14 protein-coding genes and 1 other annotated feature are annotated in these 15,292 nt (G+C 38.4%); of the genes, 4 read left to right on the top strand and 10 right to left on the bottom strand.

Annotated features, from left to right (window positions below):
• Position 1 precedes the first annotated feature (1 nt).
• From I6F66_RS14075 to I6F66_RS14065, 3 genes are read right to left on the bottom strand one after another with little or no spacing between them, the layout of a single operon-like run.
• Positions 2-661: a GAF domain-containing protein gene (locus I6F66_RS14075; RefSeq protein WP_197209380.1), complete on the bottom strand. Its 660-nt coding sequence runs from the start codon at positions 659-661 to the stop codon at positions 2-4.
• A 56-nt stretch (positions 662-717) separates the two neighbouring features.
• Positions 718-2,367, bottom strand: a complete 1,650-nt coding sequence (locus I6F66_RS14070; protein WP_197209379.1) for a SpoIIE family protein phosphatase — start codon at positions 2,365-2,367, stop codon at positions 718-720.
• Entirely contained in the window at positions 2,367-2,672 is a 306-nt protein-coding gene (locus I6F66_RS14065) for an STAS domain-containing protein (protein WP_002962948.1), read from the bottom strand. Before I6F66_RS14065 ends, I6F66_RS14070 begins: the two co-directional genes overlap by 1 nt.
• Before the next feature lie 135 nt (positions 2,673-2,807).
• Here I6F66_RS14065 and I6F66_RS14060 point away from each other — a divergent pair, with 135 nt between their 5' ends.
• Positions 2,808-3,137 carry a translation initiation factor gene (locus I6F66_RS14060; protein ID WP_007581414.1) on the top strand — a complete coding sequence of 110 codons (330 nt, stop codon included), beginning with the start codon at positions 2,808-2,810 and terminating at the stop codon, positions 3,135-3,137.
• Positions 3,138-3,149: 12 nt separating this feature from the next.
• Here the strand turns inward: I6F66_RS14060 and I6F66_RS14055 are convergent, their stop codons facing one another.
• Positions 3,150-6,164 carry an EAL domain-containing protein gene (locus I6F66_RS14055; protein ID WP_021032079.1) on the bottom strand — a complete coding sequence of 1,005 codons (3,015 nt, stop codon included), beginning with the start codon at positions 6,162-6,164 and terminating at the stop codon, positions 3,150-3,152.
• A gap of 192 nt (positions 6,165-6,356) precedes the next feature.
• Positions 6,357-6,474 (top strand) — a sequence feature (Phe leader region).
• 44 nt (positions 6,475-6,518) lie between these two features.
• Between I6F66_RS14055 and I6F66_RS14050 the strand changes: the two genes are divergently transcribed.
• Entirely contained in the window at positions 6,519-7,676 is a 1,158-nt protein-coding gene (locus I6F66_RS14050) for a chorismate mutase (RefSeq protein WP_007581410.1), read from the top strand.
• Between the two features lie 128 nt (positions 7,677-7,804).
• On the opposite strand, the gene tyrA is transcribed toward I6F66_RS14050, so the two are convergent.
• The 6 genes from tyrA to ffh all read right to left on the bottom strand — a co-directional run bounded on the left by tyrA (position 7,805) and on the right by ffh (position 12,803).
• The gene (tyrA, locus tag I6F66_RS14045; protein WP_010554632.1) at positions 7,805-8,938 is read right to left on the bottom strand and encodes a bifunctional chorismate mutase/prephenate dehydrogenase; all 1,134 of its coding nucleotides are present in this window, start codon (positions 8,936-8,938) and stop codon (positions 7,805-7,807) included.
• Between the two features lie 263 nt (positions 8,939-9,201).
• Positions 9,202-9,561 carry a 50S ribosomal protein L19 gene (gene rplS, locus I6F66_RS14040; protein ID WP_007581406.1) on the bottom strand — a complete coding sequence of 120 codons (360 nt, stop codon included), beginning with the start codon at positions 9,559-9,561 and terminating at the stop codon, positions 9,202-9,204.
• Positions 9,562-9,594: 33 nt separating this feature from the next.
• Positions 9,595-10,362, bottom strand: a complete 768-nt coding sequence (gene trmD / locus I6F66_RS14035) for a tRNA (guanosine(37)-N1)-methyltransferase TrmD (protein WP_007581405.1) — start codon at positions 10,360-10,362, stop codon at positions 9,595-9,597.
• The gene (gene rimM, locus I6F66_RS14030; RefSeq protein ID WP_010554631.1) at positions 10,362-10,898 is read right to left on the bottom strand and encodes a ribosome maturation factor RimM; all 537 of its coding nucleotides are present in this window, start codon (positions 10,896-10,898) and stop codon (positions 10,362-10,364) included. The genes trmD and rimM overlap by 1 nt, the downstream gene beginning before the upstream one ends.
• A gap of 17 nt (positions 10,899-10,915) precedes the next feature.
• Positions 10,916-11,164 carry a 30S ribosomal protein S16 gene (gene rpsP / locus I6F66_RS14025; RefSeq protein ID WP_002962192.1) on the bottom strand — a complete coding sequence of 83 codons (249 nt, stop codon included), beginning with the start codon at positions 11,162-11,164 and terminating at the stop codon, positions 10,916-10,918.
• A gap of 259 nt (positions 11,165-11,423) precedes the next feature.
• A complete protein-coding gene (gene ffh / locus I6F66_RS14020) occupies positions 11,424-12,803 on the bottom strand; it encodes a signal recognition particle protein (protein WP_007581399.1) in 1,380 nt (459 codons plus the stop codon).
• 253 nt (positions 12,804-13,056) lie between these two features.
• On the opposite strand from ffh, the gene I6F66_RS14015 reads away from it, so the two are divergent.
• Together I6F66_RS14015 and I6F66_RS14010 are read left to right on the top strand one after the other, a co-directional pair.
• Entirely contained in the window at positions 13,057-13,863 is an 807-nt protein-coding gene (locus tag I6F66_RS14015; protein WP_024593585.1) for an inner membrane protein YpjD, read from the top strand.
• A 61-nt stretch (positions 13,864-13,924) separates the two neighbouring features.
• Positions 13,925-15,193, top strand: a complete 1,269-nt coding sequence (locus tag I6F66_RS14010) for an HlyC/CorC family transporter (protein WP_007581396.1) — start codon at positions 13,925-13,927, stop codon at positions 15,191-15,193.
• Positions 15,194-15,292: the final 99 nt, after the last annotated feature.

The following is a 15,292-nucleotide window of genomic DNA, read 5'->3' as shown; positions in this document are numbered from 1 at the left end:
TTTACACTAGAAAGTGAGGAATTTTAATACAACATGCAATTAAAACGGCAAGCGTCTTTTCATCAAAAAAATCATTTTTAAAGGCTTCTGCATCTACAATACCAACGCATTCATTTTGTGCATTAAATAAAGGTAGGCAGGTTTCTGATTTAACTTTAGGATCGCATGTGTAGTATTCACCACCTTGTGATAAATACGTTTCAACGTTATTAATAATGCGGCCCTTGTGAGATAGCGCAACCTGTACGTTGTTACTGCCAGCCGCAAATGCTTGCGTTAAAGGAAACAACGGACGACTAGGCGCTCCATGATAAGCCAATTTTAATAGTTGATTACCTTCAGGGGTATTAGTTGATTGATAAATACCATACCAATCAACGCCCGTTTGCTGCTCAATGTAGCTTACAATACTTTGTAAAGTAGCCAGCTTAAACTGTGTTTGCTCATCATTTTTAATATAGTCAGTTAATTTGAATGGCTCATCTTGTAAGTAACCAAATAAACTACATGCACCGCCCTCGCCAAGCTCAGGTATTTGATACTCCCAACACACATCAGGCAAAGCAGTGTTTGCTAAATGTAGATCAAGCTTTTCAAGCTCTGTTAAAATCAAAGCTGGATTAATACTAAGTTGTGCTTGTTTTAAGTAAGAAGAAATCATTTGGCCATCCATACATCTAAAGTTTCGAGAATAATAGCATGGATATTTTTACAGAGCTAGCTCAACTTGTAGCACATTTCAACTTGGTTACCACTGGCGTTATAAGTGACTTTTTCGGCTATTTCTTCTAATAAAGACACCCCTCTGCCAAATTCGTTATTAGCCTTTGCCAACTCATCGTGCTTACTACTAAACCCTCGGCCTGAATCGCAAATAATAAAATATAAACTGAGCGTGTCGGGGCAATAGCGCATATCAATAATAATCATGGCATCTGTAAGTTTAGCAAGGGCAGCCTCTCTCAACTCGTAATATCGAAAAAAGCCGTCTTCTTGTTTTTTAATTTCTGAGTTAAGGCCTAATACACCATGATCAAGCGCGTTATTATAAGCCTCAGACAACAGTAAAAATATATTAGAACGATGGGCATTTAATCCCTCAACACTGCTCAAAATATTAACGACGTCGTAAACGGGGTCTGTTTTTTTTATTTGTTCTGAGTTTAAACTCAAAGATAAATTAAAAGCTAAAGTAGAAAATACTTCTCGCTCTTGCTCCTCAGGAACTAAAGGCAGGCAGTTTAGTAAAACAATGCTTAAATCGTCTTGTTGTTTAGTACCATCTGCAAACTCAGTAACGTTAGCAACTATATCTTCACTACTAATCATCGACTTACTTTTTAAGGTTTGCAAAAAACGTTCTTCCCCAAAAAATATATCTTTTTTGTTTGCTGTTTCTATAATTCCGTCGGTCGCTAATACAAGGCGAGTATTACTATTTGTTTCAAAATGAATAACTTCATATTCAAATTCTTGTTCATCTAAAATCCCTAGCGCCATATGCTGTGATTCTAATGTTTGTTTTACATTACCGTCTTTATCTATTAGGTAGGCATCGGGTAAGCCGCCCATCCATGCAGAAACACTTTTACCTGATGCACTAAGCTCTATAATGGTTGCAGCACAAAACATATGCCCAGGTAGTAGGTTGTACAGTAGTGTATTTAGCTCACAGGCAATATCGTTAACCGCCATGCCTTTTTGTACCATAGTATAAAAAACACGAGAAGTTGGTAATGCACCAATAGCTGCTGCAAGGCCGTGACCCGTAAAATCTCCCAACATGCAATACAAATTACCGATTGGGCTTTGCGCTACTAAAAACATATCGCCGTTAAACATAGAGGCCGGTGATAAATTAAAATCTAAATACTCTTTAAACTTACCTTGGTTTTCTAATGAGTTATTAAAAATATGCTCAATTATTTCGTGTTCACGTTCAATTTGATTATGATGATATTCAAGCAATTTCTTTTGTTGGTTTGCTTTTTTACTCAGCTCTCTGGTGCGAATATGTGCTTTAATTTTTGCATGCAGAATAACTTTTTCAAATGGTTTATGAATAAAGTCATCGCCACCCACTTCGAGGCAGCGCTCAAAACTTGCTTGATCTTCTAAGGAGGTTATAAAAATAATCGGTAAGTAAACTTCACTATACTGCTGCTTTATTTTTTCAGCAGCTTCAAAACCATCCATTACAGGCATTAAAACATCAAGTAAAACAACGTCTATTTGCTCTCTTTTAAGTACATTAAGTGCATCTAGCCCGTTATAAGCCACTGATATTTTATAACCCTCTTGCTCAAGCATTTTACTTAGTAAAATGCGATTGAGCGCCTGATCATCTACAATTAACACATGTATCATTAGCTAATATCAAACTTTTTATCAAAACGTGAAATTTGTAGAATTTTTCTAAGCTGTGGTTGGCAATTGCTTATTTCGATAGTTTTCACTTGGCTATCAATTGTTTTTTTCATGTTAAGTAACATGCCAAGTGCTGAGCTATCCATGTAGTCAGTCTCTCTTAAATCGATAATAACCTTTACTGTTTTTTCGCTCATTTGGGCATAAGCTTGGCGAAAAGATTGCACTAAATTAAAGTCAAATTTACCTTTGATTTGTATTGTTAATGTAGTGCCATCGACTGATTCATTCTTAGTTAAACTCATATTAAACTCCAATAATATTTCCTTTGAACTAAATATAACCTGTTAAAAGTATTTAGCAAAAAGAAAAACACACAACTTCAAATTTGCTATCATTTACGCCAATATTTAATTAATTTTTATCCATAAAGGTAAGGTATGAGTGATAGTCACTTAGTATATTCAACAAGTACGGGGCGCATTGACCAGCCAAAACCAGAAAAAGAGTTAGAAGCTAAGCTTTTTAAAGATGGTTTTATTCGCATTGAGCGTCAAACAAAAGGACGTAAAGGCAAAGGCGTAATGTTAGTTGTAGGCATTGATCCAAAAGATCATGATTTAAAAAAGTTAGCTAAAACTATAAAAAGCAAAATGGGCCAAGGCGGCGCAGTAAAAGAAGGCATTATTGAAGTGCAAGGTGATGACCGCGATAAACTAAAAGCCATTTTAGAAGCGTTAAAATTTAAAGTTAAAATTGCGGGTGGTTAACCCGCAATTTTATTAACTACTTACTTCGCTATTTGAGAGTTCATTTAACCTTTCATACAATTTTGGTAGTTCGTGCTCAGCAATTGGTTTACTAAAATAATAGCCTTGTACAATGAAGCAATTATTATTTTGTAAAAACTGCATCTGCTCTATTGTCTCAACCCCTTCTGCGACCACGTCTAGCTTTAACTTTTGCGCCATGGCAATAATAGCGGCAGTAATTTCCATATCATTTGTATCCTCAGGGATATCTTTTACAAATGAACGGTCAATTTTCAATATATCAACCGGGAATCGTTTTAAGTAACTGAGTGACGAATAGCCAGTACCAAAATCATCAATAGAAATAGATATACCTAAGGCTTTAAGCTCGTGGAGTTGTGTAATTGCAGCTTCTACATTTCCCATTAGCATACTTTCAGTCAGCTCTAAGTGAAGGCGCTTAGCCGAAACACCCGTCCTAATTATCATTTTACTCAGTGTTGAGACTAAGCTTGAGTCTTTGAACTGGCGAGCCGATAAGTTTATCGATATATTATTTTCTAAGCCTTGCTTTGTTAATCTTACGGCAAAATCACAAGACTCTTGAAGCACCCATTCGCCTAATTCAACTATAAGGCCTGTCGCTTCTGCAATAGGAATAAATTTATCTGGAGGGATTGCGCCTTCAGTTGGGTGGAACCATCTTAATAACGCTTCATAGCCAATGACCTGATGAGTACGACTATCAACTTGAGGTTGGTAGTAAACTACAAACTGTTTTTCTTTTAGTCCTATACGTAGCTCATTTTCAATAAATAAACGCTCATTAGCAGCTGCGTTCAATTCTTGGCTATAAAAATGGAATGTATTACGCCCTTTTGCTTTTGCCTCATACATAGCTAAGTCAGCATGTTTTAATAACTGATCTTCTTCTAGGCTATCGTACGGAGCCATTGTAATACCAATACTCGCGCTCACAATAACTTCATTACTACCTAGTTTTATAGGCACATTCAGTGTTTTTTGAATTGTATTGGCAACATCAGTCGCGTGAGCTTGGCTTTCTATACCACTGAGTAATACTGCAAATTCATCACCACCTAAGCGCGCTATGGTGTCCTCGGCTCGTAAACGTTTTTTAAGTCTGTTTGCCACTTCAATTAATAATTGATCGCCGGCATCGTGACCTAATGTATCGTTAATACGTTTAAATTCGTCTAAATCAAAGTAAAACAATGCAAATGCATAGTGCCCACGTTCTGCTAATGCCATTGATTTACGCAATTGCATTCTAAAAAACGTTCTGTTGGCAAGGCCCGTAAGGGTGTCAAAGTAAGCAAGCTGCTCCATTTTACGCTGGCTTTCTTTTACAAACGAAATATCTTGTGCAGATGCTACATAGCTGGTTATTTCACCGCCCTCTTCACGAATTGGCGAAACACTTAAAGACACCCAAATTGGCTCTTTATTCAAGCCTTGAATTAATGTATCACCGCGCCAGTAATTACGGCTGCGTAAATCTATGTCTATATCTTCAACTAAAATAGACATTTCTGAGGCAATAATATTAAGTAATGGTGCTCTATTAAAATGACTTTCTGGGTAGCCTGTCATTTCGAGCATTTTTGGATTTACGTATTCAATTACAAAATTCTCATCGGTGATCACAACACCAGTGCCCGAGAATGCTACCGCTTTAGATAAACGGTTAGCTGCTTTTTCAGCAATTTCTTTTTCTGTAATTCTCTGGTTTAAGCCATCGATAAGTTTGCGAATTTCTACCGTCATGTCTCTAAATGAGCCATTAAGCGTGCCAATTTCATCTTTGTTTTCTGGTGGGAATTCTGTAGTTAATTGACCTTTGCCAAAACTTGTAACTGCATAAACCAAAGTATGTAAACGGCGAAGGACTAGTTGATAAAGCGCTTGATGCAGCAATAAGGCAACTAATATTGCGTATAAAATAAAGAGACCAAAAAACTTCAGTTTTAAATCTTGTAATGCAGATAACGTCGATGAACGCTTTTTATATACCCCTATGTACCAATCTAAGTCATCAATCTTACGAATATTGATAATATGAGCTTCGTCATTTTTTTCAAACGAATTTGCGTATTCAGGTAATTTCACCGCAATTACATCATCAATAATCGACTGCAGTGCTGGGTTTACAAATTCATTAGTAGCGAGTGCTTTATTATCACTACCATAGTCGGCTAGTAAGGTCGGATTTAAATCTGGGTGTGCTAACAATTGCCCTTTACTATCAAACACAAGTAGGTGTTTTTCTTTATCACCAACAGGTAAAAATGAAATAAGTTTGTTGAGGGAAATATCGCTCCCTGTCACACCTAAAAACTCATTATCGACATAAACTGGCACTAGTAAGCTAATAACCCATTTGCGCCATACTGTATCGTAATAGACTTTTGACCATGCAGGCTCTCTTACTGTTTCAAGCGTGCTTTTAATCGATTTATAAGTTGAGCCATTCGTTGCTCTAAAGTCGGCAGGTGCGTTTAATGCCCAATTAGGGGGAGAAACACGAATAAAATCATCATCTGTTATTAAATAAAAGTTAAAAAAGTCGTGTACCAGTGTAGGAGAAATTATGCGCCACAGCATCTCAGAATCATTAAATAGGCGTTTATAAAAAGGAGAGTAATTTTGCTGTGGTAAAAATGCTGCTGATAAACCATCAGCAGAGGCACTTCGAATCGTACCGTCACTATTAAATTGTAACTGTGATTTATTGCTTAAATTAATTGGTGAATTGGGTTGAAAAAGTTGTTGTGTTACTACGTTATTAGCTTGCTGAGCAATATTTACTTTTGTTTTAATGCGCTCATTAAATTGCTTCACTAATAAATCTGTCGAGCTTTTTAAAACTTCGTGTTCTTCAAAAACGAGTTGTTTCTCTTCAGATTTAAGCATTAAGGCAGCCGCACATACCCCAGCTATTAAGCAAATAGCGGATATGAGTAGCGATAGTTTTACACTTAAAGAATTCAATCCAAAACGCGATGGAGGGCGTCTGTAAACCACGGGTCAACCTTAATTATTAATAATTGTTATTATTTGAACCAGTTAACGAAATATACCAGATCCGCATTCATATTTATAAATTATTTGTAAACTTTCTATAAAAACTAATATAGGGAAATAAATAGTACTCTAAGCTTATTTAGATCTTTATTGACATTGGTAGCAACTCTCCATACATTAACTGCATGAACATATTTATCTCTCGCACTTTTTTTTCGTTTTTTAGCTTCTTTATATAGAAGAGGCTTCCCTGTTTGTGAGATAAAATCAATCGAATAGTAAAGCCTCCCAACCGGGAGGCTTTTTTGTTTTTGCTGTGTAATAACAGCCTACTTTTGGAATGAGGATACCAAAATGACAAATGATGTATTAAATGCACTAAGACACGATATAAATGAAATAGACTCCGATTTACTCGTGTTATTAGCTAAACGTCGTCGTATTAGCCACGGTGTGGTTGAGTATAAAATTGCTAACAACAAACCAATTCGCGATGAAGCACGTGAACTCGCACTTTTAGAGAAACTGATTGGTTATGGTAAATCATTAGGTTTAGATGCTTACTACGTGAATAATGTTTTTCAAACTATTTTGGAAGACTCTGTTTTACACCAACAAGCAATGTTACAAAAAAATCTGAATCCAGATGCCCTTAGTGAAACACACCGTGTAACTTACTTAGGTGGTCAGGGTTCTTATAGCCAACTAGCATGCCATAAATATTTTAGCCGCCGCCCGGGTAAATTAGTTGAAATTGGCTGTACATCGTTTGACGAAATAACAGGTAAAGTAGAAAACGGCCAAGCTGATTTTGGTTTATTACCCATTGAAAACACAAGCTCTGGCAGTATTAACGAGGTGTTTGACTTATTACAGCACGCGCAAGTGTCTATTGTTGGAGAAGTAACTCACAGTGTAGAGCATTGCTTACTCGCCAACCCTGATACTGAACTTAGTCAACTAACAAAAATATTTGCACACCCACAACCATTTGCGCAGTGCAGCCGCTTTTTACAGGGCTTAGGTGATTTACAACACGAAACATGTGACTCAACATCAAGCGCGCTACAATCAGCTCTGAACACACCATACAGTGCTGCAATTGGCTCTGCACAAGCGGGGAAAAACGTCGGGCTTGAGGTTATTAAATCAAACCTAGCTAATCAAAGCGAAAACCATAGCCGCTTTATTGTTGTTGCACGTAAGCCTCTACAAGTGTCTAACCAAATTCCAACTAAAACTAGTTTGATCATGTCGACAAAACAACAAGCGGGCTCACTAGCCGATGCGTTAATGATTTTTAAGCAGCATAAGATTAATTTAGTAAAACTTGAATCTCGCCCTACTCCGGGCAATCCGTGGGAAGAAGTTTTTTATGTTGACCTAGAAGCAAACTTAGCTGAAAGCCAAGTAAAAGAAGCGCTAGAAGAACTTAAAGAGCACACCCAATATGTACGTATTTTAGGATGCTACCAAAGCGAGTCACTACAGGCAGTAAGCGTTAATACTTAATAAGCAATTTTACAAATCAAAAAAGGGCCGATATCGGCCCTTTTTCGTTAACTAGTACCAGTCTGCATAAATATTTTAGCAATTTAACGAATTAAATCCCCATACTTAAGCAAACGGTATAACAAATATTAATCTAAAACTTTTGAATCATTCGCTTTATTTAATAAGCTTCTACTTTGCGTTAAAAAGTGTTCTGTCGAGTCAGAAAAGTAAACTTTAGCCTCAGCAAAAGAATCAATAAGCGCTGCTTTATCTCCCGCTTTTAATTTTGCTAATGTACTTGCGAAGGTATCTTGGTACTGTGCAAGTAAGGTTTCTACATCATCGAATTGTGCTAGCATAATATCTGAGTAAAGCTCAGGCGACTGCGCAAATAAACGCCCTACCATCATCAGTTCTAATTGATATATAGGTGACGAGCAGCTACGTAATTCTTCTAGTGTATGACTTTGTTTTGCTAAAAATTGTCCGTACACAAATGTCGTTAAATGGCGCATTACCTGAATAATTTGCATTGCTTCATCATGCTTTTTAGCATCAAGCTCAACAAGCTGACAACCCCATACTTGTAACTGCTGTAACAAACCTTTTGCCGCTTGGTGTTCTCGCCCTTCACATACAACAACTGTTTGTTTTACCCAGTGTGATATATCAGGCCCAAACATAGGATGCAAACCAACCACAGGGCCACTGTGCGCAGCTTTTAGTGCTTTAATAGGCGATTGCTTTACCGATGTAATATCAACTAGTAAACAGTCTTCATCTAGTTTAGGTAACTTAGCAACGACAGCGTCCAATGCATTAATAGGTACGCTAATCATTACCAGCTTGGCACCTTTTAAAATACTTTTCGCATCGTTTTGCTGATCTTTATCTAAAATTTTAACTTCGTAACCTGAGCGAATAAACTGCTGTGCAAATAACTGGCCCATGGCGCCTTGACCACCCACAATTACAATTGGCGAAAGCTCTGGCGCTGCGCATGCAAGTTTTGCTTGTTGGTTTTGATAGGCTTCTCGCATCATACGTCTAAGTATATCTTCAACGAGATCTGGGCTTACATTTTGATTTATTGCTTCTTGTCGTCTTGCCGCTAATAGCTCTGCTTCACGGGCAGGTGCATGTAAAGGTGCGCCTGTTTGTTGTTTTATCTCACCAATTTTTTGCGTAATACCATTACGTTTAGCAAGTAAGGCAACAAGTTGTGCATCGCATTCATCTATACCTTCTCTTAGCTGTGCTAAATCACTTATGTCAGCCACGTTCGTCCCACCTTAAAAAACCAAATAACGTAAATATAAATTTACATAAAAGTAAACTAATCAATACGATAAATACTAACAGGATCAGCTAACTGAGAAAAGGCTAAAGCGGAAATTTTACTAATGAGGAATTGAGAATTGAGAATTGAGAATTGAGAATTGAGAATTGAGAATTGAGAATTGAGAAAATAATATTCTAAAACCAAAACGGGTTGCAACCCGAAGGATGCAACCCGTTTTTTTGCGTTGATAAACAGCGCGTATTAGTTAAGTTTTTCTCTAATACGTGCAGATTTACCAGAACGCTCACGTAGATAGTAAAGCTTAGCACGGCGAACTGCACCGCGACGCTTAACTGTTACGCTATCAATAAGAGGGCTGTGCGTTTGGAATACACGCTCAACGCCTTCACCGTTCGAGATTTTACGAACTGTGAATGCTGAGTGAAGACCACGATTACGCTTAGCGATTACAACACCTTCAAAGGCCTGTAGACGCTCTTTAGCACCTTCTTTTACTTTTACCTGTACAACCACTGTATCACCAGGGCCAAATGCAGGTACGTCTGTTTTAAGCTGCTCATCTTCAAGCGCTTTAATAATATTTTGGTTTACTTTTGCCATTATGTTTCTCACTTTCCTAGGTGTAACTGTCTTCTAGCCACAAGCTTTTTGGTACTCTTGCTGAAATTTCGCGAGTAATACCGCTTGCTCCTCAGTCAGAGCTAGGTTATGCAACAAGTCAGGACGTCGTAACCAAGTTCTGCCTAATGACTGCATAAGCCGCCATTTTGCTATCTCTTGGTGGTTACCACTGAGTAATACAGCAGGAACCTGTTTGTCGTCCAATGTTTCTGGTCGTGTATAGTGTGGACAATCTAACAAGCCATCCGAAAATGAATCTTGTTCCGCTGACTGGTTATGACCTAACACACCTGGCACTAATCGCGCTACTGCGTCAATTAATGTCATGGCAGGTAGTTCACCACCACTCAAAATAAAATCACCAATTGACCATTCTTCGTCAACATATGATTCTATTATTCTCTCATCTATACCTTCATAGCGACCGGCAATCAAAATCAGTTTTTTAGAGTTAGCGAGTTCGCTAGCACCTTGCTGATCAAGTTTGCGCCCTTGCGGGGACATATAAATTACTTTAGCACCATCACCAGCTGCTTTTTTAGCTTCGGCAATCGCTTTTTTTAATGGCTCAACCATCATTAACATACCAGGTCCGCCCCCGTAAGGACGGTCATCTACGGTTCTATGCTTATCTAAAGCGTAGTCTCGCGGATTCCAGCAGTTAAAATCAATTAAGCCATTTTTTACTGCGCGACCGGTAACACCTTGGTCTGTAATAGCGTCAAACATGTCTGGAAAAAGGCTTATCACCCCTACCCATAATGAACTAGTTTGCGTCATTAAAAACCAGGATCCCAGTCTACGGTAATTTCTCTTGCGTCGTATTTAACTTCTTTAATAACTGAATCAGTTAAAAAAGGAATCAAACGCTCAGCTTGACCAAATGCGTCTTTACTGTTTGCTTTAACAACCAGTACGTCATTTGACCCTGTCTCCATCAGGTCATCAACAATGCCTAAGCTATAACCTTTATCGGTTACAACAGACATGCCAATGAGATCTCGCCAATAGAACTCACCTTGCGGGAGTTCTGGTAAATGCGCTGCATCCATTGAGATTTCAGCATGGGTATAAGCCATTGCTTCGTCTCGGTCGTTTACCTGCGCAAATTTAGCGATAAAGCCTTTGTTGTGGCGACGCCAGTCGACCACTTCTAAGGACTGCCATTTACCTTGCTGCCCTATCAACCACGGGCTGAAATCGAAGATCCCTACGGGATCATCAGTAAATGAATGTACCTTAAGCCAGCCCTTTATACCATATGGGGCACCGAGCTTTCCTACGACAATTATTGATGAGGTGTTCTCTTGACTCATGGTTACACTTACGCCTATTAAGCCGCTTTACGAGCGTCTTTTACTAACTTAGCTACGCGATCTGAAAGAGATGCGCCCTGACCTACCCAGTGTTCAACACGTGGTAAATCTAAACGAATTTTTTCTTCTTGACCTGAAGCAATTGGGTTAAAAAAGCCTACTTTCTCGATGAAGCGACCGTCACGCGAGAAACGGCTATCCGCAACCACAATTTGATAGAAAGGGCGTTTTTTAGCGCCACCACGTTGCAAACGAATAGTTACCATACCGTCCTCTATAAAGATTGACTGTTTTCATTAATAAGATTTACTCCCCAGAATGGGGAGCTGGGGAATTGTACGAGTTTTTGGCAATAACGCAAGTAAGAAGTGAACCAAAAAGGCAGTTTAGTAGGTTAAACCGTGATCTCAACGACAAATAAGAGTTAAAGGTGTATTACATGCATAATTTATTCAACAAAAAAGGAGCTATTTGCTCCTTTAAATATGATTCGCTATTATTTTAAAAAGTAACTTAATGGTACTTTTAAAATTTAGGACCGCCGCCGCCCATCATTCCAGGTGGTAACATGCCTTTCATACCGCGCATCATTTTAGTCATGCCGCCTTTACCTTTCATTTTTTTCATCATTTTTTGCATTTGCGTAAACTGCTTAAGCAACTTATTAATCTCTTGTACTTGTGTACCAGAGCCAGCTGCTATGCGTTTTTTACGCGAACCTTTAATGATTTCTGGGCGTGCACGCTCTTTTTTAGTCATAGAGCTAATAATAGCTTCCATTTGGATAAATGTTTTATCACCCATTTGACCTTTAACAGCATCTGGTAAGTTAGACATACCAGGGAGCTTATCAAGCATTGACATCATGCCACCCATGCTTTTCATTTGCTTTAATTGGTCAGCAAAATCATCAAGAGTAAAACCTGCGCCTTTAAATACTTTTTCAGCAACTCTAGCAGCTTGCTCTTTATCTACTTTCATCTCGACTTCTTCGATTAATGAAAGTACGTCACCCATGCCTAAAATACGCGACGCTATACGGTCTGGGTGGAAAGGTTCAAGTGCGTCAGTGCGCTCACCCACACCCATAAACTTGATAGGCTTGCCAGTGATGTGACGAATAGATAAAGCAGCACCACCACGCGCATCACCATCGGTTTTTGTTAATATAACACCGGTAAGTGGTAATGCTTCGTCGAATGCTTTAGCTGTATTCGCCGCATCTTGACCTGTCATTGCATCAACAACGAACAAGGTTTCAATTGGATTGATTGCTTTATGAAGATCTTTAATTTCATCCATCATGTTGCTATCAACATGTAGACGACCTGCAGTATCAACAAGTACTACATCTATAAATTTCTTTTTAGCATGAGAAATTGCAGCGGTTGCAATATCAACTGGCTTTTGCGAAATATCACTTGGGAAGAAATCAACATCAACTTCTGCTGCAAGCGTTTCTAGCTGTTTAATCGCCGCAGGACGATAAACATCGGCACTTACTACAAGTACTGATTTCTTTTTTCGCTCTTTTAAAAACTTAGCAAGCTTAGCTACACTGGTGGTTTTACCCGCACCTTGTAGACCCGCTACCATTACAACGGCTGGCGGTTGCGCATTTAGACTTAGCTCTTCATTAGCCTCGCCCATTGCTTTTTCTAGTTCTTCACGCACTATTTTTATAAATACTTGGCCTGGGCTTAAGCTTTTTGTAACTTCAACCCCAACTGCGCGTTCTTTAACTTGTTTTACAAAGTCGCGAACAACAGGCAATGCCACATCGGCTTCTAAAAATGCCATACGCACTTCGCGAAGTGTGTCTTTTATGTTGTCTTCCGTCAGACGGCCACGGCCACTGATATTTTTTAAGGTTTTACCTAATCGTTCTTGGAGGTTCTCAAACATGTAACGGTTCCGATAAGACGTTTATATCAATCCATTTAAATTTTACGATTAATTTGATTTTTCAATTAACCTAGATTGACTTATTAAGTTTCAATTAAAAGTAGTATACCGTATATGGCGTCTTACAATATAGTGTTCAAGTGCACCTTGATGAGTTTCTTTTTTTAAGGTCTATGCATTTGCTTTGCTATAAAATACAATGGCTATATAACAACAAGGTTTATTTTGTCTCAAATTAAGTGGCCCAAGCACAATGCTGATTATTAGTTTAACTATTATTGCCAGTTTATTTTATGTGTTAGCAACGTCTCACGTGCTTTCACGCCTGTTTCATCAACAAGGCCCAAGCCAAAAAGTAACTGTTATTTTAAGCACGGTTGCTATAGTGGCGCACATGCTGCTGTTAGTTAACTCTGTTTTTAGAGCCGACGGTCAAGATTTAAGTATCGTAAACGTCGCTCTTTTGACGTGCTGGGTGATTGTGGTCTCGGTGACGGCTGTCTCGCTAAAATTCCCTGCAACTTTATTGTTGCCCGTTGTTTATGGTTTTGGTGCCTTACTAACCATTGCCAGTTTATTTATACCTCATCATATTTTATTGCAAAGTATCAATATTGAGGTGGGTTTAGTAACGCACATCTCTTTATCTTTGTTAGCCTACTGTATTTTAATTATCGCTACTTTATACGGTGTACAGTTTTACTTTATTGATAAACGTTTAAAACGTAAAGATTTAGCAATTGTACATAGCCATCTTCCGCCTTTAATGGTTGTGGAGCGCCAGCTTTACCAACTTCTTAATTTAGGCACTATATTACTCACATTTGCATTACTTTCAGGGTTTGTATTTCTTGATGGAATGTTCGCTAAAGAGTTCATTCATAAAACAATATTATCGTTAGTTGCGTGGGCTATTTTTGCCGTTGTAGCTATCGGGCATATGAAAAAGGGTTGGCGCGGTAAACCGGTGGTTATTACAATCATGGTCGCTGCATTTGTCCTCACACTCGCTTATTTTGGCAGCCGTTTCATACAAGAAGTGATACTAAATAAGTTTTAACTTGACTCTGCTTGCTCACTCTAGCTTAATACGCATTGATTTATAAGAAAAGGATCCATCGTTGGACGACATATCGACAAGTACCCTATTTATCATTTTAGGTTTTTTGGTGCTTTTTTCTGCTTATTTTTCTGGTTCAGAAACCGGAATTATGTCAATCAATCGTATACGCCTGCGACACCTCGCTAAAGAGGATCATCGTGCAGCTAAACGAGTCAGTAAATTACTTAGCCGTCCAGATAGGCTCATCGGTTTAATTTTAATCGGTAATAATCTTGTTAATATAGCAGCAGCCCAAGTTGCAACCATTATAGGTATTCGCCTTTACGGTGACCTAGGTATTGCTATAGCAACGGGCGTGTTAACTCTAGTTGTGCTTATATTTGCAGAAGTAACCCCTAAAACCCTTGCTGCTCTTTATCCTGAAAAAGTTGCCTTTCCAAGCTCTATTATTTTAAAAGGGCTACTTAAAATAATGTTCCCTTTTGTGGTTGTTATTAACTGGATGACCAACGGAATATTGCGATTATTTGGTATTAGTGCCGCACAAATCGACGAACACAGCATGAGTAAAGAAGAATTAAAAACAGTACTCAATGAGTCAGGCGCACTTATTCCTGCTCGTCATCAAAGTATGCTGACTTCAATTTTAGATTTAGAACAAGTAACCGTTGAAGATATTATGATCCCACGAAACGAAATTGTGGCCATTGATATTAATGACGATTGGAAACTAATTAGTCGCCAGCTTACCCATGCGCAACATACTCGTGTGTTGTTGTATCGCGATAATATAGATGATGCAGTAGGTTTTATTCACTCACGTGATGCGCTTCGTCTACTTACAAAAGAGCAATTTGATAAACCCTCTTTGCTACGGGCTGTACGTGAAATTTACTTTATCCCTGAAGGAACATCACTAAATACTCAGCTATTAAAGTTTCAGCAATCTAAAGAACGCATAGGCTTAGTGGTAGATGAGTATGGCGACATCCAAGGCCTAGTGACCCTAGAAGATATTTTAGAAGAAGTTGTTGGCGATTTTACAACTACGCAAACTCGTACGCCGAGCGAAGAAGTAGAAACACAAACTGATGGCTCATGTATTGTGGATGGCGGCGCTAACGTACGCGATTTAAATAAAGAAATGGGTTGGGATTTCCCGCTCGATGGACCTAAAACTTTGAGTGGTTTAATTGTTGAATACTTGGAGAATATTCCTGATGCAAATATTAGTCTGCGTATCGCGGGATATCCTATTGAAGTACTCGAAGTAAAAGAAAATATGATAAAACAAGTGAAGATACTGCCGAATAAGCGTTCTCGCTAAATAAAAAAGGAGCCAATTGGCTAATGCCAGTCAGTTAAGCTGACTGGCATTTTTCTTTTTATGGGGATACTTAGATGGTTTTGGCTTAACCCATCTTGG

The organism is Pseudoalteromonas sp. NZS100_1 (assembly GCF_015864285.1).
GTDB lineage: Bacteria > Pseudomonadota > Gammaproteobacteria > Enterobacterales > Alteromonadaceae > Pseudoalteromonas > Pseudoalteromonas arctica.
Note: the sequence above shows the minus strand (reverse complement) of the source record. Positions and strands in the feature narration are given on the sequence as shown.